This window comes from Silanimonas lenta DSM 16282 (assembly GCF_000429065.1).
Taxonomy (GTDB): domain Bacteria; phylum Pseudomonadota; class Gammaproteobacteria; order Xanthomonadales; family Xanthomonadaceae; genus Silanimonas; species Silanimonas lenta.
The window spans coordinates 325125-341478 of the sequence record NZ_AUBD01000001.1; the positions used below are offsets into that span (position 1 = coordinate 325125).

Annotated in this window: 14 protein-coding genes and 1 pseudogene; 6 read left to right on the plus strand and 9 right to left on the minus strand. The window is 72.6% G+C overall.

What is annotated here, in order from left to right; genetic code table 11:
- Positions 1-71: 71 nt before the first annotated feature.
- Positions 72-1130 (minus strand): S-methyl-5-thioribose-1-phosphate isomerase, encoded by a 1059-nt coding sequence (mtnA, locus tag G408_RS0101495; protein WP_028769653.1) that lies wholly within the window; start codon positions 1128-1130, stop codon positions 72-74.
- A 17-nt stretch (positions 1131-1147) separates the two neighbouring features.
- Here mtnA and G408_RS0101500 point away from each other — a divergent pair, with 17 nt between their 5' ends.
- Positions 1148-1861 carry a hypothetical protein gene (locus G408_RS0101500; protein ID WP_028769654.1) on the plus strand — a complete coding sequence of 238 codons (714 nt, stop codon included), beginning with the start codon at positions 1148-1150 and terminating at the stop codon, positions 1859-1861.
- A gap of 14 nt (positions 1862-1875) precedes the next feature.
- On the opposite strand, the gene G408_RS12555 is transcribed toward G408_RS0101500, so the two are convergent.
- The 7 genes from G408_RS12555 to G408_RS0101535 form a co-directional block, all read right to left on the minus strand.
- Positions 1876-2457 carry a DUF3011 domain-containing protein gene (locus G408_RS12555; protein WP_156890023.1) on the minus strand — a complete coding sequence of 194 codons (582 nt, stop codon included), beginning with the start codon at positions 2455-2457 and terminating at the stop codon, positions 1876-1878.
- Positions 2458-2587: 130 nt separating this feature from the next.
- Positions 2588-3568, minus strand: a complete 981-nt coding sequence (gene epmA / locus G408_RS0101510) for an EF-P lysine aminoacylase EpmA (protein WP_051282487.1) — start codon at positions 3566-3568, stop codon at positions 2588-2590.
- The gene (gene ligA, locus G408_RS0101515) at positions 3565-5667 is read right to left on the minus strand and encodes an NAD-dependent DNA ligase LigA (protein ID WP_028769656.1); all 2103 of its coding nucleotides are present in this window, start codon (positions 5665-5667) and stop codon (positions 3565-3567) included. The genes epmA and ligA overlap by 4 nt, the downstream gene beginning before the upstream one ends.
- Positions 5668-5702: 35 nt before the next feature.
- Complete coding sequence (gene zipA / locus G408_RS0101520) at positions 5703-6464, minus strand: cell division protein ZipA (protein WP_028769657.1); 762 nt, start codon at positions 6462-6464, stop codon at positions 5703-5705.
- Positions 6465-6524: 60 nt separating this feature from the next.
- Positions 6525-10034 (minus strand): chromosome segregation protein SMC, encoded by a 3510-nt coding sequence (gene smc, locus G408_RS0101525; protein ID WP_028769658.1) that lies wholly within the window; start codon positions 10032-10034, stop codon positions 6525-6527.
- 31 nt (positions 10035-10065) lie between these two features.
- Complete coding sequence (locus G408_RS0101530; protein WP_037411722.1) at positions 10066-10353, minus strand: BolA family protein; 288 nt, start codon at positions 10351-10353, stop codon at positions 10066-10068.
- The gene (locus tag G408_RS0101535) at positions 10350-10673 is read right to left on the minus strand and encodes a YciI family protein (RefSeq protein ID WP_037411725.1); all 324 of its coding nucleotides are present in this window, start codon (positions 10671-10673) and stop codon (positions 10350-10352) included. Before G408_RS0101535 ends, G408_RS0101530 begins: the two co-directional genes overlap by 4 nt.
- An 88-nt stretch (positions 10674-10761) precedes the next feature.
- On the opposite strand from G408_RS0101535, the gene G408_RS0101540 reads away from it, so the two are divergent.
- The 5 genes and pseudogenes from G408_RS0101540 (at position 10762) to G408_RS0101560 (ending at position 15876) form a co-directional block, all read left to right on the plus strand.
- Positions 10762-11949: a CsgG/HfaB family protein gene (locus tag G408_RS0101540; protein WP_028769661.1), complete on the plus strand. Its 1188-nt coding sequence runs from the start codon at positions 10762-10764 to the stop codon at positions 11947-11949.
- A gap of 41 nt (positions 11950-11990) precedes the next feature.
- The gene (locus tag G408_RS0101545; RefSeq protein WP_028769662.1) at positions 11991-12644 is read left to right on the plus strand and encodes an L-threonylcarbamoyladenylate synthase; all 654 of its coding nucleotides are present in this window, start codon (positions 11991-11993) and stop codon (positions 12642-12644) included.
- A 40-nt stretch (positions 12645-12684) separates the two neighbouring features.
- Positions 12685-13623 (plus strand): segregation and condensation protein A, encoded by a 939-nt coding sequence (locus G408_RS12560; protein ID WP_425423330.1) that lies wholly within the window; start codon positions 12685-12687, stop codon positions 13621-13623.
- 19 nt (positions 13624-13642) lie between these two features.
- Positions 13643-14449, plus strand: a pseudogene (gene scpB / locus G408_RS12565) (SMC-Scp complex subunit ScpB); the annotation flags it as partial.
- Positions 14450-14463: 14 nt separating this feature from the next.
- On the plus strand, positions 14464-15876 hold the full coding sequence (locus tag G408_RS0101560) for a pseudouridine synthase (protein ID WP_028769663.1): 1413 nt from the start codon (positions 14464-14466) through the stop codon (positions 15874-15876).
- A gap of 5 nt (positions 15877-15881) precedes the next feature.
- Here G408_RS0101560 and G408_RS0101565 read toward each other — a convergent pair whose 3' ends face one another.
- Positions 15882-16322, minus strand: coding sequence for a hypothetical protein (locus G408_RS0101565; RefSeq protein ID WP_028769664.1), 441 nt, complete (start codon positions 16320-16322; stop codon positions 15882-15884).
- Between the last annotated feature and the right edge of the window lie 32 nt (positions 16323-16354).

Consider the following 16354-nt stretch of genomic DNA (forward strand, 5'->3'; position numbering starts at 1 on the left):
CTGGGCGAAAGTCCCGAGTGTACCAGAACGGGGGCCGCGATGCCGGCCCGTTTTTCCAGAAAATCAATCACTTACGAGGCGAAAACGGCCCGCATCCGGGCCTCGTCGGGCCGCTCGATCAGGCCCTTCTCGGTCACGATCACGTCGATCAGCCCGGCCGGGGTCACGTCGAACACCGGGTTCCAGGCCGCCACGCCCTCGGCCACCACCCGCTGCCCGCCGGCGTACAGCAGCTCGCGGGCCTCGCGCAGCTCGATCTCGATGGCCTCGCCCTGCGGCGTGGCCATGTCCACGGTGGAGGCCGGGGCCACCACCATCACCTTCACCCCGTGGTGTTTCGCGGCGATGGCGTGGGCATAGGTGCCGATCTTGTTGGCGGTGTCGCCATTGGCGCAGATGCGGTCGGCGCCGACGATCAGCCACTGCACGGCGCCGGTCTTCATCAGGTGGGCGGCGGCGGAATCGGCGATCAGGGTGGGCGGGATGCCGTCCTGCTGCAGCTCCCAGGCGGTGAGCCGGGCGCCCTGCCCCCAGGGCCGGGTCTCGCCGGCGTACACCCTGGCGATGCGCCCTTCGGCCACGCCGGCACGGATGACGCCGAGCGCGGTGCCGAAGCCGGCAGTGGCCAGCGAGCCGGTATTGCAATGGGTGAGCACGCCGCTGCCCGGGGCGATCAGGGCGGCCCCGAGCCGCCCCATGTGGCGGTTCGCCGCCAGGTCCTCGCGGGCGATGGCCGCCGCCTCGGCGGCGATCACGGCGAGCCAGTCCGCGCCGGCGGCGCGCAGCGCGCCGCGCATGCGGCGGATCGCCCACATCAGGTTCACCGCCGTGGGCCGCGAGGCGTTCAGGGCTTCGAGCTGCGGGGCCAGCCTCCGCTCTGCCTCGGCGCCGTCGGCAGACTCGATGCCCTGCCCGGCCAGCACCACGCCCCAGGCCGCGGCAATGCCGATGGCCGGAGCGCCGCGCACCACAAGTTCGCGGATGGCCAGTGCCACCTCGGCGGCGCTGTCGCAACGCAGGTAGCTCATCTCGAAGGGCAGCCGGCGCTGGTCGAGCAGGCGCAGGTGGTCGCCCTGCCAGTCGATCGGGCGGATGCGGTCGTAGCGGTCGTAATCGATGTGGAGGCTCATGCGGCTATGCTACCCGCATGCCCCGCACCCCGACGCGAGCGACCCGCGCCCCTGCCAGCACGGCAGGCACCGAAGCCCGCCTGCATGCCGCCTCGGTACGTGCCGGCGCCGGGGCCGCCATCGGCGTGGCCCTGCACACCCTACCGCTGCTGCGACCCTTCATCCCGAAGCGCCTGATGGACGCCGCCGATGCCATGGAACCCGGCACGGTGCGGCGCGCCCTGGTGCGCACGGTCTATGAGCGCCACGGGCTGAAGCCGGCGCGCTGGGAGGTGGAGAGCGTGCTGGCGGTGGCCGAGACGCAGGCGAAGCTGAGCCCGCTCACCCGCAAGGACGGCCTGCGCGGGCTGCTGCGCGAATGGCTGCCCGCACCGCTCATCCAGCCCCTGCTGCGCTACACGCCAGTAGAGCCGCTGGTCTTGGAGACCGCGCGCGCGGTGGCCACCACCTGGGCGGCCGGGCGCTACGCCGATGCCGTATGCCGGGTGCGCAAGGCCGGCATGGACTGGCTGCCCGCACCGCTCGGCGAGGCGCTGGAGATCGCGCCCTCGAAGCTGCGTGACTTCAGCGCCGAGGCCCTGACCATGGCCCTGCCGCCGCTGAAGCTGGCCGCCGCCTGGGGCGGGCAGGTGCTGCGCGCCTCCGGGCGCGTGGCCTCGGCGGCGGCGAAGGCGGCACGCTCATCCCCTCCTGCCGCGCCACGAAAGCCGGCACGGAAACGCACACGCTAGGCAGTCGCGCAGGCTCACCAGAGCGCGAATTCGGCGCGGCAGCCACGGTCGACCCAGAGATTCCCGCGGTCCCAGCCCCAGCTATGGCCCTCGTGGCAGGCGGCCCGGGAGAGCTGCCGGTGCACGCGGATGTCGCGCACCCTGCCGACCGGGCACCAGGCCAGCCGGCCCTCGTGCGATTCGCAACGCACCACCCGCGAGGGGCTGGCGCCATACCAGTAACCCTCGCCGTAGCCGTATCCCCCGCCCCAGCCCCGGCCATGGCGCGGACCACGCCCATCGCCATACCCGCCGTCGCCGGGCCAGGAGCGCCAGCCGGCACTCTCGAACTCGGCCCGGCAGCCTTCGGCCACCCACACCCCGCGACGGTCCACACCCCAGCTCTGCCCCTCGATGCAGGGCGCCCGCGAGTGCTGGCGCACCAGCATGACCCCGCCACGGGTATCGAGCGGGCAGAACGCCACCCGCCCCTCGTGGCTTTCGCAGCGCACATGGTCGGGTTCCGGATAGCTCCGGTACTGCGCGGCAACGGCGCCGGCCGACAGGAGCGCGAGGGCCAGTACCGGGAAGACGGACGGGGAAGGAAGCAGGGCCATGGCGATTCCTCCGGAGCGGCGGGCGATGAGGGGATGGGCCACGACAGCTTCGGGCGCACGGTCTGAACCGCCAGGCAACCCGGAGGCAGGCGAAGCGGGCCGATGCCGGCCGTTCAGCCGGCGCGCCGGCTCAGGCCCGGGCGAAGTCGAAGGCCAGCACCTCGGCGATGCGCTCGGTGCCGAGCAGGCCCATCATCAGCCGGTCTACGCCCAGTGCCACGCCGGCACAGGCCGGCATGGCCGGCAGGGCGGCGAGCAGGGCCTCGTCCATCGGCGGCAGCGGAGCACCGCGCGCGGCCCGCCGCGCCAGGTCGCGTTCGAAGCGGGCGCGCTGCTCGGCGGCATCGGTGAGTTCGTGGTAGCCATTGGCGAGTTCCAGCGGCCCCAGGTAGAGCTCGAAGCGCTCGGCGAGCGGCGGGGAGCCCGGGCGGATCCGCGCCAGCGCGCACTGCGCGGCCGGCCAGTCGTGCACCACGGTAATGGCATCGCGGGCGAATCCGGGCTGCAGGCGGTGGGTCATCAGCAGGTCCAGCCAGTCCTCGCGCTCGAGGCCGGCAGGATCGATCTCCACCGGACCCAGCGCCGCCCGCAGGGTGGCAGGATCGGCGCTGTGCGGATCGAAGCCGAAGGCCTCGCGATAGAGGCTGGCGAAATCGAGCACCCGTACCGAGGCCGGCGCACGCCCCACGAGGGCCAGGGCCTGGCGCACCAGCTCGACGGTCTCGGCGGCCAGCCGGTGGTGGTCCCAGCCCACGCGGTACCACTCGAGCAGGGTGAACTCCGGATTGTGCCGGCCGCCGGCCTCGCCATCGCGGAACACCCGCCCCAGCTCGTAGCAGTCGCCGAAACCCTCGGCGAGCAGACGCTTGAGCGGAAACTCCGGCGAGGTGCGCAGCCAGCGCCGGCGCGGCCCGGCCTGCGAAGGTCCGCTGAACTCGAGATGGAAGCTGGCGATGTTGGGATCGGTGTTGCCAAAGCGGCTCAGCATCGGGGTCTCGACCTCGGTGACGCCACGCTCGGCGAAGAAGCCGCGCAGCAGGGCATAGAGCCGCGCCCGCAGCCGCAGCGCGGCGTGGCGCCGCCCCAGGTCCTCGCCGCCCTGCCCGCTCATGCCGGCGGCCAGCGCCCGTGGACGCGCAGGAAATCGAGCAGCGCGGCCTCGTCCCAGATCTCGATGCCGAGCTCGCGGGCCTTGTCGAGCTTGGCGCCGGCCGCCTCGCCCGCCACCACCAGATGGGTCTTCTTCGACACGCTGCCCGCCACCCTGGCGCCCAGGGCCTCGAGATGGGCGCCCGCCTCGTCGCGGGTCAGCGCGGCCAGCGCTCCGGTGAGCACCACGGTCCGGCCTGCCAATGGCCCCTCTGCGGCCCGCTGCGGCGGGCCTTCCGGCCAGTGCACGCCGGCGGCGCGCAGGGCGGCGATCACCTCGCGATTGTGCGGCTCGGCGAAAAAGCCGTGGAGGCGCTGCGAGACCACCGGCCCGACGTCGGGCACCGCCTGCAGTTCCTCGAGGCTGGCGGCCATCAGCGCATCGAGGCTGCCGAACCAGCGCGCCAGCTGCTTGGCCGTGGCCTCGCCGACATCGCGGATACCGAGTGCGAAGAGCAGGCGCTCCAGCGTGGTGCGACGGCTCTGGTCGATGCCGCCGAGCAGGTTCTCGGCCCAGCGGGTGGCGATCCTGCCCTGCTTCACCGTCTCCGGCGTCACGCCGTCGCGCGCGTCGGCGCGGCGCTTCATGGCGATGAGATCGTCGAGGCCGAGGCGGTAGAGGTCGGCCACCGTCTGCACATAGCCGAAGTCGACGAGATCCTCGACGAGACGCTCGCCCAGGCCCTCGATGTCCATGGCCCGGCGCGAGGCGAAGTGGATCAGCGCCTGCTTGCGCTGGGCCGGGCAGTAAAGCCCGCCGGTGCAGCGCGCCACCGCCTCGCCCTCGGCACGCTCGATGGCCGAGCCGCACTCCGGGCAGGCCGCCGGCATCACGAAGGGCGGCGAGAGCGGCGTGCCGTCACCGGCGAGCGGGCGGCGTTCGTGCAGCACCCGCAGCACTTCCGGGATCACGTCGCCGGCGCGGCGCACCACCACGGTGTCGCCCACCCGGGCATCGAGCCTGGCGATCTGGTCGGCATTGTGCAGGGTGGCATTGGTGACGGTGACCCCGCCCACCCGCACCGGCCGCAGCCGTGCCACCGGGGTGATGGCGCCGGTACGGCCCACCTGCAGGTCGATGCCCTCCAGCACGGTGAGCTCCTCCTGCGCCGGGAACTTGTGGGCGATGGCCCAGCGCGGCGCCCGGGCGACGAAGCCCATGCGCTCCTGGAGATCCCGGCGGTCGAGCTTGTAGACCACGCCATCGATGTCGTAGGGCAGTGCATCGCGGGCCGCGCCGATGCGCCGGTAATAGGCCAGCAGCCCCTCGAGGCCCAGGGCCACGTCGATCTCCGGCGAGAGCGGCAGGCCGTAGCGGCCCAGCAGGTGCAACAGGGCCGAGTGGGTGGGCGGCAGCTCGAGGCCGCGCACTTCGCCCACGCCATAGGCGAAGAAGGCCAGCGGACGCTTCGCGGTGATGCGCGGATCGAGCTGGCGCAGCGAGCCCGCCGCACCATTGCGCGGGTTGGCGAGCGGCTTCTCGCCACGCGCCAGGGCCTCGGCATTGAAGCGTTCGAAGGCGGCCTTCGGCATGTAGACCTCGCCCCGCACTTCCAGCACCTCGGGCAGCGGCAGGCCGGGCGTGCGGCGCAGGACGAGCGGAATCACCCGGATGGTGCGCAGGTTGGCCACTACGTCCTCGCCGGTGGCACCATCGCCGCGGGTGGCGCCCTGTACCAGCCGGCCCTGCTCGTAGCGCAGGCTGATGGCAAGGCCATCGATCTTCGGCTCCACCGAGAAGGCGGGCGCGGTCTCGCCGGTGGCTTCGACGACGCGGCGCACGAAGTCGGCCACTTCCCCGTCGCTGAAGGCGTTGGCGAGGCTCAGCATCGGCACGGCATGCCGCACCTCGGCAAAGGCCGGGGCAGGCGCGCCGGCCACCCGCTGGGTCGGCGAATCCGGCGTGACACACTCCGGATGCGCGGCCTCGAGCGCCTGCAGCTCGCGCATCCAGCGGTCGTATTCGGCGTCGGGGACGAGCGGGGCGTCGAGCTGGTAGTAGGCGTGATCGGCCTCGGCGATCAGCCGGCGCAGTTCGTCGATGCGATCAGGGGCGCTCATGCGGGTTGCGGCCTGGCGGGCAGCGCCCGTGGCCTTCAGAGGCGGAGGTTCTGGGCTTCGCGCCGGCGGTCGTAGGCGCGCATCTCTTCACGGATGTGGGCGATGCGCTGGCGGCCGAGCGCATTACGCTCCTCGTCGAGCAGCACCGCATCCAGCAGCTCGGCCATGCGCTGGGCGGCCGGCAGCAGGGTCTCCCAGGCATCCAGCGCCGGCAGCGGGCCCGGCAGGGTCATGAACAGGCTGACGCCCGGCGTGCGGATCTCGCCCAGGCGCGAAAGGTCGAAGGAGCCGGGCTTGACGAGATTGGCGAGGCTGAAGATCGGGCCGCGCTCCGGATGGTTGTCGTCGAGCCGGTGGAAGATGCCCATGTGGCCATAGGCGAGGCCGGCCTTCTCGCAGGCCACCACGATGTCGCTGCCATGCAGCACCTCGCCGGCGCGGGCCGCGAGGTAGAGGGTGACGATGCGGTCGAAATCGGCCTCGGGCCGCGCCCCCAGGGTCGAACGGGTGGGCGGTGCAGGCGCCGGGTCGTCGATGGCGATGCCGCGCTCGGCCTCCAGTTCCGGGCCCTCGCCGTCGGCCACGGCCAGGGCCTCGCCGAACGTGGGCTCGCGCCGTGCGGCCTCGCGCAGGGCGCCGGGAAAGCCCGAGGCGAGCTCGCGGGTGCGCTCGCTGGCGGCCTCCGGCTCGCGGCGCACGCCCTGGTCGGGCCTGCGGCGGCCGGTGAGCAGGATGACCACGATCAGCACGAGGAAGGCGCCAGCGATGGCGAGGCGCAGGATGGTGGCTTCACTCAGGCTGGACAGGTCCATCCGCGGTGCTCCGTGGCAGGGTCGCTGGGTCGGGGATGCCGCGGATTATGCCGCACCGGCGAGGCGGGTGGCCTCGGCCAGATCCACCGAGACGAGGCGCGACACGCCCGGCTCGCGCATGGTGACGCCGGCAAGCTGCTTGGCGGCTTCCATCGTGGCCTTGTTGTGGCTGACGAAAAGGAACTGCACCTTCTCGCTCATCTCGCTCACCATGGCGCAGAAGCGGCCCACGTTCGCCTCGTCGAGCGGCGCGTCCACCTCGTCGAGCAGGCAGAACGGCGCCGGGTTCAGGCGGAAGATGGCGAATACCAGCGAGACCGCGGTGAGCGCCTTCTCGCCGCCCGAGAGCAGGGTGATGTTGGAGACGCGCTTGCCCGGCGGGCGGGCCATGATCGCCACGCCGGTGTCGAGCAGGTCCTCGCCGGTGAGCTCGAGATAGGCGTGGCCGCCGCCGAACAGGCGCGGGAACAGCTCCTGCACGCCGGCATTGACGCGGTCGAAGGTCTCCTTGAAGCGGCCGCGGGTCTCGCGGTCGATCTTGCGGATCGCCTCCTCGAGCTGCTCCAGCGCCGCCACGAGGTCGGCGTTCTGGGTATCGAGATAGGCCTTGCGCTCGCTCTGCTCGGCGTATTCCTGGATGGCGGCGAGGTTCACCGGCTCCAGGCGGCGCATCCGCCCTTCCAGCTCGGTGAGGCTACGCGCCCAGGCGGCGGCATCGGCGCCGTCCGGCAGGCCGGCCAGCACCGCCTCGAGTTCCAGGCCGGCATGGGCGATCGCTTCGGCCTGCTGCTGCGCCTTGAGCTCCAGGGCCTGCGCCTCCATGCGCCGCTGGGCGATGCGCTCGCGCTGGGCCAGCGCGGCCTGGTCGCGCTGCTGGCGCCTGTGCTCGTAGCCGCGCAGTTCCTGCTCGATGCCATCGAGGGCGGCGCGGGCGGCGGCGAGATCCTTCTCGGCGATCAGGCGCTGCTCGAGCAGCAGCTGGCGCTCGCCGTCGAGGGTATGGATCGGGGTATCGCCCTCCTGCAGCTGCGCGGCGAGCTCGTCGCGGCGGCTGGCGAGCTGCCCCTGCTGGGCGCGCAGGCGGGAGAGCGACTGGTTCAGGGCATTGATGCGGGTGCGCTGGGCCTCGAGCGCCAGCGCCAGCTGGTGGGTGGCCTCGCGGGCTTCGCGGGCGGCGGCCCGGGCTGCCTCGCGCTGCTCGGTGAACAGCCGCCGCTCGTTCTCCAGCATGCCGCGCTGGACCTCGAGCTCGCCCATGCGCTCGGTCGCCACCTCGAGCCGCCCGCGCGCCTCGCGCACCTCGGCCTGGGCGGCCTCCATCGCGGCGGCGAGTTCGGCGAGCTCGGCCTCGAGGGCTGCCAGGCGCCCCTGGGCGTTCTCCAGCCGCCCCTTCTGGCTCTGCAGCTGCCCGCCCATCTCGGAGACGCTGCGATGGGCGAGGTAGAGGCTGCGCTGGGCATCCTCGCGGGCCTGCTCGGCCACCAGCAGGGCATCGCGCTGGGCATGCTGTCCCTCGACCAGGCTCTGTTCGCGGGCGGCGAGCTCGGCGATGCGCTGGCGCAGTTCCTGGATCTCGCGCTCACGGGCCAGCGCGCCCTGCTGGGCTTCGCCGCTCTTGGTGAAGCGCAGCCAACCGCGGCCTTCCCAGAGCCCGGCACGGTCGATCAGCGACTCGCCCTCGCCGAGACTGGCGCGGAATGCCGCGGCCTCGGGCGCGCCGAGGGACTCGACGGCCCGCAGCGGGGCCAGCAGGGCGCGGATGGCACGCGGCCCCTTCACCCGGGCGGCCAGGCTGTGCTCCGGCACCACGAGCCCGGAAGCATCGCCATCGACCAGGGCGACCCGGCCCTGCGCCAACCCGGGCAGGGCCTCGCGCAGGCGGCCCACGTCGTCGTGCACCACCGCTTCCAGCAGGTGGCCGAGCACGGCCTCCACCGCGGTCTCCCAGCCCGGCTCGACCTCGAGCACCTCGCCGAGGCGCGGCAGGTCGGCGAGGCCCTGCGCCTTCAGCCAGTCCAGCGCCCCGTTCTTCTCCTGCCCGAGCGCGGCATGCTGCAGGGCCTCCAGCGAGGCCATGCGCCCCTTCGCGGCCTGGGCCGCCTTGCGCACTTCGGCCAGTTCGGCCTGCTGCTGGCGCTGCCGTTCCTGCAGTTCCAGCAGGGCAGCCTTCTTCGCCTCCAGCTGCTCGGCGAGGGTATCGAGCTGGGCACGCCGGGTCTCGTGCTCGAGGGCCAGGGCGTCCATGGCCTCACGCAGGGCCGTCACGTCGAGACCAGCGCGCTCGGTGGCCAGGGCCTCGCGGCGGCGGTTGGCCTCCAGCGACTGGCGCTCGAGAAACTCGATCTTGGTGCGCTCGACCTCGGCCGCCCGCGAAGCCTCGGCATAGGCCCGGGCATAGTCGTCCCAGCGGCGCTGCCAGTCGGCGAGCCGCGCCTCGGCCTCGCGCAGCACCTCCTGGCGCTCGGCGTCGCCTTCGCGCAGGGCCTCCAGCCGCGGCTCGGCCTCTGCCACCTGCGCCTCGAGCTGCGCGAGTTGGGCGGCATCGCCCTCGATGTGGCGTAACACTTCGGCCAGTGCCTCGTCGGCCTCGGCGCGGGCGGTCTCGAGGCGGCGCTTCAGCTCGCGCTGGTGCTGGATCTGCTGTTCGACGCGGGCCAGCTCGCCACCGATGCGATAGCTCTCGGCCTGCGCCCGGCCGAGCGCCTGGCTGGCCTCGGCATGCTGCTCGCGGGTGAGCTCGCCCTGCTCCTCGGCGGCGCGCTGCTCGGCCAGCAGCCCCTGCAGCGCCGTCTCGTCCTCCAGCAGGGCGGCGTGCAGGGCCTCGGCCTCGCGCTGCAGGCGGCGGTACTCGAGCGCCTTCATCTGGGCGTCCTTCTCGCGGTGTTCGGCCTGCAGGGCCTGGTACTGCTCGGCGGCACGGGCCTGGCGCTTCAGGTGCTCAAGCTGCTTGTCGATCTCCTCGCGCAGGTCGTTCAGGCGGTCGAGGTTGTCGCGCGTGCTCTTGATCCGGTTCTCGGTCTCCCGGCGCCGCTCCTTGTACTTGGAGATGCCGGCCGCCTCCTCGAGGAACAGCCGCAGCTCCTCGGGCTTGGCCTCGATCACCTGCGAGATCATGCCTTGCTCGATGATCGAGTAGCTGCGCGGCCCGAGGCCGGTGCCGAGGAAGAGATCGGTGATGTCGCGGCGGCGGCAGCGCGCGCCATTGAGGAAGTAGCTGCTCTGGCCGTCGCGCGAGACGCTGCGCTTCACCGAGATCTCGTTGTACTTGGCGAACTCGCCGCCGATCGCCTGGTCGCTGTTGTCGAAGATCAGCTCGACCGTGGCCTGCGAGACCGGCTTCCGGGAGGAGGAGCCGGAGAAGATCACGTCGGTCAGGGAATCGCCGCGCAGGCGGCTGGCCGAGCTCTCGCCCATCACCCAGCGCACCGCGTCGATGATGTTCGACTTGCCGCAGCCGTTCGGACCGACGATGCCGGTCATGTTGGTGGGCAGGTGCAGCGTGGTCGGGTCGACGAAGCTCTTGAAGCCGGCGAGCTTGATGGTGGACAGGCGCATGCGCGGGGCGGGGGCCGGATCGGACGGCCGGTCAGTCTAGCGGCTCGCCCTCGCCGGGGGCGAACGCCCGGATGGCGAGGGCATGGATGTCCGTCTCCATCAGGCTTCCGAGCGCCGCGTAGACCAGGCGGTGGCGGGCCAGCGGCCGCTGGCCGCGGAAGGCCTCGCTGACGAGGCGGACGGCGAAATGCCCCCGCCCGTCAGCCGCCCCGGCATGGCCGCGGTGGCGGTGGCTCTCGTCCTGCACCTCGAGCTCGAGCGGGGCCAGGGCGGCCCGCAGCCGCGCCTCGATGGCCGCCACGCGCTCCTCCGGCCTCATGGCAGCACCGGCTGGAAAGGCAGCACCTCGACCGCGGCATAGACCCCGGCGGCCACGTAGGGATCGGCCTCGGCCCAGGCCCGGGCGGCGGCCAGGTCCTCGAAGGCGGCCACGATCAGGCTGCCCTGGGCCCCGCCCTCGGCCGGCGGTACGCCGTCCCGGGCCGGCAGCGGACCGGCCAGCACGAGCCGCCCCTCGGCACGCAGGGCCTCGAGGCGGGCGAGATGGGCCGGACGGGCCACGGCACGGCGCTCGGCCGTCCCCGCGGCATCGCGTCCGAGGATGAGGTAGTGGCGGGTAGGAATTGCGCTCGTCGGCATCCGTCCAGTGTAGCGGGCGGCAGGCCTTGGGCTAGACTGGCCGGAAGACGTCTTCCCCCCTGCCCTGCCTCCTGCCGGGAGCCTCCGAATGCCGTCCTTCCGCACCCCGCTCCGCCCCCTGCTCCTCGCCTTCCTGGCAAGCCTCGCCGCCTCCGGCGTGGCCGCCGAACCGCTTGCCTACTCCGCGGTGGGCGGCCAGGAGATCGCCCTGCCCCGCGACCTCGGCCCGGTGAACACCCTGCGCCTCGTGCAGCTGCGCTGGTCGCCCTATGCCGGGCGCAAGGCCCGCGTGGCGGTGAGCAAGATCGACAACACCTCGACCGTGGCGAGCTACACCGCCATGGACCAGTACGGCTCGAGCAACATCGAATGGGCCTACCGCACGGTGCCGGTGAACGGCATCGAGGCCATGATCACCGATGCCCTCAACCAGAGCGGCCGCTTCCGCCTCGTCGAGCGCCAGGCCATCGGCAACGTGCTGCAGGAGCAGGACTTCGGCGCCAGCGGCCGGGTGGCCACGCCCTCGGCGGCCGGCATGGGCCAGATCCTCGGCGCCGAGTACCTCGTGGAGGCGGTGATCACCGCCTACGACCCGGGCACCAACGCCCAGACCACCAACCTGGGCGGCCTGGCGAACGCCTTCGGCGGCAGCCGCCTGGGTGGGCTCGGGGCGCTCGCCAGCGGCGTCAACGTGAAATCCGGCTCGGCCTCGCTCGGCATGAACATCCGCCTGATCGACGCCACCACCAGCGAGGTGGTGTTCACCAAGCAGATCGAGCGCACGGTGACGGAATCGGGCATCGCCTTCGGCGGTCTTGCCCTCGGCGGCGGTGGCGCCCTGGGGGGCTTCGTCGGCGCCTACTCGCGCACCCCGATCGGCCAGGCGGTGATGGCCTCGATCAACGAGGCGGTGTTCGAGCTGGCCAAGCAGATCGGCGCCAAGCCGGCCACCGGCAGCATCATCAAGGTCGAGGGCAACCAGGCCTACCTCAACCTCGGCACCGGCACGGTCGACGTCGGCGACCGCCTCGCCGTGGTCCGCCCCGGCGAGGCCCTGATCGACCCCGAGACCGGCATCTCGCTCGGCGCCACCGAGACCCCGGTGGGCGAGGTGCAGGTGATCTCGGTGCAGGAGCGCTTCAGCATCGCCTCGGTGAGCAGTGGCGGCCGTCCGCAGGCCCGCGACCGGGTGCGCTCGCTCGCGCCGCCCGAGCCGATCGAGTTCGGCCCGATGGTGGACGAACTGGCCAAGAAGCCGGCCGCGCCCCGCCGTTGAGCGGCATGCAGGCACTGGCGATGCCCGGGACGCGGCCCTAGGTGGTCCGCGGCGATGCCCAGCGGCTGGAGGTCCATCCCGCCACGCCGCATGCCCGCCACATCGACCGCGCCGCCCGCGCGCTGGAGGGCGGCGGCCTGGTGCTCTGCCCCACCGATGCCGGCTATGCCCTCGTCTGGGCCCTGGACGGCCTCGCGGCGGAGGAACGGGTGCGCCGCCTGCGGCAACTGGACAAGCACCATCCCTTCACCCTATGCTGCCGGTCCATCAGCGACGCCAGCCGGTTTGCAAGGCTCGATGATCCGGCCTTCCGCCTGCTGCGCCGCCTGAGCCCCGGGCCGGTCACTTTCGTCCTGCCGGCTTCCGGCCAGCTTCCGAACCGCTTGAAGCAGGGCAGCCGAAGCAAGCGGCGCGACATCGGCATCCGTATCCCCGGCCATCCCGTCGCGCAGGCGCTGCTGGAGGCCTCGGGCGGCGTGCTGCTGTCCGCCACGCCAAGGCCGCCCGGGATGGACGCCGACGAGGCCGCCTTCCTCGGACACGAGGCCGAGGAAGTCGCCGGGCACTGGCTGCAGGCGGTGGACGTGATGCTGGATGCCGGCCACTGCGAGCCCGGGCCGACCAGCATCATCGACTGCACCGGCCCCACCCCCGAGGTGGTCCGCCAAGGATTCCAAGCCGTGGACGCCGGCTGACCCCGGCCCCATTCCCGCCACCCAGTGCCCCGGAGGGCCCGTGGTCCCCAGCGACAGCGTGCCGAGCACCGCCGACGTCTTCCCGACGCCGCCGCAGCAGCAGGAAATGCCGCTGGCCATCGTCCACGGCCAGCCGATCCTGCAGATGCCGCAGGATCTCTACATCCCGCCGGATGCGCTCGAGGTGATCCTCGAGGCCTTCGAGGGCCCGCTCGACCTGCTGCTCTACCTGATCCGCCGGCAGAACCTCGACATCCTCGACATCCCGGTGGCCGAGATCACCCGCCAGTACATCGGCTACATCGAGGTGATGCGGGAACTGCGCTTCGAACTCGCCGCCGAGTACCTGGTGATGGCCGCCATCCTCGCCGAGATCAAGTCGCGGATGCTGCTGCCGCGCCCGCCGGCCGAGGAAGGCGTGGAGGCCGACCCGCGCGCCGAGCTGGTGCGCCGGCTGCAGGAATACGAGCGTTTCAAGAAGGCGGCCGAGGATCTCGACGCCCTGCCCCGGCTGGAGCGCGACACCGTGGTGGCGCATGCCGATCCTGGCGAGCGCTCGCTGCGCAGCGAACCGCCCCGGGTGGAACTGCGCGAGATGCTGCTGGCCCTGCGCGACGTCCTGAAGCGCGCCGAGCTGTTCAGCCGCCACGCCATCAAGCGCGAGGCCCTGAGCGTGCGCCAGCGCATGGGCGAGGTGCTGGGGCGGCTCTCGGCGGATGCCTTCACCGGCTTCACCACCCTGTTCGAGCCGGCGGAAGGGCGGCTGGGCGTGGTGGTGACCTTCCTCGCGATCCTCGAACTGGCCAAGGAGCGTCTGATCGAGATCGTGCAGGAGGCGCCGCTCTCCCCGATCTACGTGCGGGCGCTCTCCGAGCGCCTCGACAAGGACGGCGGCCCGGCCGCCGGCATGGAAACCGGCGACGGAGATGCCGGGCCCGCCCTCCCCGCCGATGGCGACGATGGCCTCGCCACGGCCTGATCCTCTTTCCTGCGTGACGATGAGTACCGAAGACCTCCCTGCCGACTTCGCCCTCGAGCCGCCGCCGAAGGAAGTACCGCTCGCCGACGGACGCCTGGTGGAGCGCATCGTCGAGGCCGCCCTGCTGGCTTCGCCGCAGCCGCTCACGCTGGCCCAGCTCTACGCCCTGTTCCCGGAGGACGAGCCGGCGCCGCGCGGCAGCATCGAGCAGGCCATCGCCGCCCTGCAGGAGGCCTGCGCCCAGCGCGGCGTGGCCCTGGTCGAGGTGGCCTCCGGCTTCCGCTTCCAGGTGCAGCGCGAACTGCAGCCCTGGGTCTCGCGGCTGTTCGCCGAGCGGCCGCAGCGCTACACCCGCGCCACCCTCGAGACGCTCGCCCTGATCGCCTACCGCCAGCCGATCACCCGCGGCGAGATCGAGCAGATCCGCGGCGTGGCGGTGAATGCCAACATCATCAAGATGCTCGAGGAACGCGAGTGGATCCGGGTGGTCGGCCACCGCGACGTGCCGGGCCGGCCGGCGCTGTTCGGCACCACCCGCGCCTTCCTCGACTACTTCAACCTGAAGTCCCTGGACGAACTGCCGCCGCTGTCGGAGATCCGCGACATCGGCGAGCTGGAACCGCAGCTGCCGCTCGAGGCGCCCCTGCCGGTGCAGGCCCTCGCCGCGGCGATGCCGGCGGACGGCACAGCCGCGCCCGCCCCTTCCGCCCCCGGCTCTCCGGCCGGGGAAGCCGCCCCCGTCGCCGATGACGCGGGCGATACCAACGACGTCGTGACGGCGTCCGAGCCCCTCCCCGAAGAACGCGCGCCCGCCCTTGGCGATGACGCGCCCTGATCCCGATGAACGACCAGACCCAACGCAAGACCCTCTCGCTGAAGCGCGGGACCCCGCCGGCCACGCCGGCCATCGAAGAACGCCTGCACAAGGTGCTGGCGCAGGCCGGCCTCGGCTCGCGCCGCTCGCTCGAGGAACGCATCGCCCGCGGCGACGTGCGGGTGAATGGCGAAGTGGCCGAGCTGGGCCGTACCGTGCGCGGCGGCGACCGCATCGAGCTGGACGGCAAGGCCTTCGTGGCCACCGCCCTCACCGAGCCGCCGGCGGTGCTGCTCTACAACAAGCCCGAAGGCCAGGTGACCACCCGCGAGGACCCCGAGGGCCGACCGACCATCTTCGAATCGCTGCCGCGGCTGAAGGGCGCGCGCTGGATCGCCGTGGGCCGGCTCGACATCAATACCACCGGCCTGCTCCTGCTCACCACCGATGGCGAGCTGGCCAATGCCCTGATGCACCCCTCGAATGGCGTCGAGCGCGAGTACGTCTGCCGCATCCACGGCGAAGTGCCGGAAGCGGTGATCGAGCGCCTGAAGCGAGGTGTGCAGCTCGACGACGGCCCGGCGAAGTTCGACGAGATCGAGGCCATCGGCGCCAGTGAATCGCACGCCTGGTTCCGCGTGGTCATCAAGGAGGGCCGCAACCGCGAGGTGCGCCGCCTCTGGGACAGCCAGGGCTTCACCGTGAGCCGCCTCAAGCGCGTGCGCTACGGCAGCGTGGTGCTGCCGCGCGAACTGCTGCGCGGCCAGAGCATGGAGATGCCGGCCGGGCAGGTGGAGGCCCTGCGCCGCCAGTTCGGGCTGACGGACCAGGCCCCGGTGCTCACCCTGCAGCCGGTGATCGGCCAGCGCCGGGCCGCGAAACAGGCGATCGAGGTGCGCCGCGAGCAGCGCGGCCCGGCCTACGTGAATGGCGCTCTCGACCAGGAAGAGCGCGAACTGCGCCGCTTCGACCACCTCCGCGAGGAGCGCCCGACTCGGGGGCGCGGGCGTCCCGGAGGCAAGGTCTACGGCAAGAAGGGGGCCAAGGCCTTCGTCGGCCCGATGGGCGCCGACCTGCCGGTGGATGGCCGCGCTCCCCGGAACGCCGGGAAGTCGGCAGGCAAGAAGGCCTTTGGCAAGAAAGCCGGCCCGGGCAAGCCCGGGGCCGGCAAGGCTGGGCCCGGCGCCAAGCCCTTCGGTGGCAAGGGCCGCGGACCGAAGGCCGTGGCCGGCGGCGTCGACAGCGCCTCGGGAGCCTTCCGCAGCTGGTATGTGCCGGAAGGCGTGGACACCGTCTCCCGGGTGGCGCCGCCGCGCAGGCCGCGCGGCGAACGCCCCTTCGGCAAGGCCGGACAGGAAGGGCCGCGTGGCGGCCAGCGCCGTCCGGGCCGGGGCGGACGTGGTCCGCGCCTGCCCGAAGGCGCCCCGGACGTCGACTGAGGCCTTCAGTCGGCGAGCAGGGCGTACTCGCCCTTCAGGGCCACGCCGGCCATGATCGCGCCGGCGCGGCACTCGTAGGTGCCCTCGCCGCGGAACTCGACGCGGTCGTAGTTGCTCACGAGGTTCACCACCGCGTTCGCCCCCCGGGTCTTCGCCTGCTGCTGGAAGGCCTTGAGCACGGTGAGCGCGGCCCACTGGCAGGCTTCCTCGTCGCTCTTGTTGGCGGCATTGGTCTTGCGGCTGCTGGCGCCGTTGCCGAGCGCCTGTCGCACCGCCGGATGCGCCTGCCCGGCGAGGAAGAAGCGCACGCTGCCATCGAGCACGCCCTCGCGCAGGCCACGCTCCACGGTGGCGGCGAAATCGATCTCGTGGCGGGTGTTGCGGGCATCGGCGCTGCTGCTGGCGCAGGCGGCGAGAACGAGGGCAGGAAGCAGGATGGAACGCATCGGTCACTCCGTTGGGTGGTGGATGCCCTGGA

Bases quoted from the DNA above. Each gene is read 5' to 3' on its own strand.
- mtnA (WP_028769653.1), bottom strand. From the start codon at position 1,130: ATGAGCCTCCACATCGATTACGACCGCTACGACCGCATCCGCCCGATC.
- G408_RS0101500 (WP_028769654.1), top strand. From the start codon at position 1,148: ATGCCCCGCACCCCGACGCGAGCGACCCGCGCCCCTGCCAGCACGGCA.
- G408_RS12555 (WP_156890023.1), bottom strand. From the start codon at position 2,457: ATGGCCCTGCTTCCTTCCCCGTCCGTCTTCCCGGTACTGGCCCTCGCG.
- epmA (WP_051282487.1), bottom strand. From the start codon at position 3,568: ATGAGCGGGCAGGGCGGCGAGGACCTGGGGCGGCGCCACGCCGCGCTG.
- ligA (WP_028769656.1), bottom strand. From the start codon at position 5,667: ATGAGCGCCCCTGATCGCATCGACGAACTGCGCCGGCTGATCGCCGAG.
- smc (WP_028769658.1), bottom strand. From the start codon at position 10,034: ATGCGCCTGTCCACCATCAAGCTCGCCGGCTTCAAGAGCTTCGTCGAC.
- G408_RS0101530 (WP_037411722.1), bottom strand. From the start codon at position 10,353: ATGAGGCCGGAGGAGCGCGTGGCGGCCATCGAGGCGCGGCTGCGGGCC.
- G408_RS0101535 (WP_037411725.1), bottom strand. From the start codon at position 10,673: ATGCCGACGAGCGCAATTCCTACCCGCCACTACCTCATCCTCGGACGC.
- G408_RS0101540 (WP_028769661.1), top strand. From the start codon at position 10,762: ATGCCGTCCTTCCGCACCCCGCTCCGCCCCCTGCTCCTCGCCTTCCTG.
- G408_RS0101560 (WP_028769663.1), top strand. From the start codon at position 14,464: ATGAACGACCAGACCCAACGCAAGACCCTCTCGCTGAAGCGCGGGACC.
- G408_RS0101565 (WP_028769664.1), bottom strand. From the start codon at position 16,322: ATGCGTTCCATCCTGCTTCCTGCCCTCGTTCTCGCCGCCTGCGCCAGC.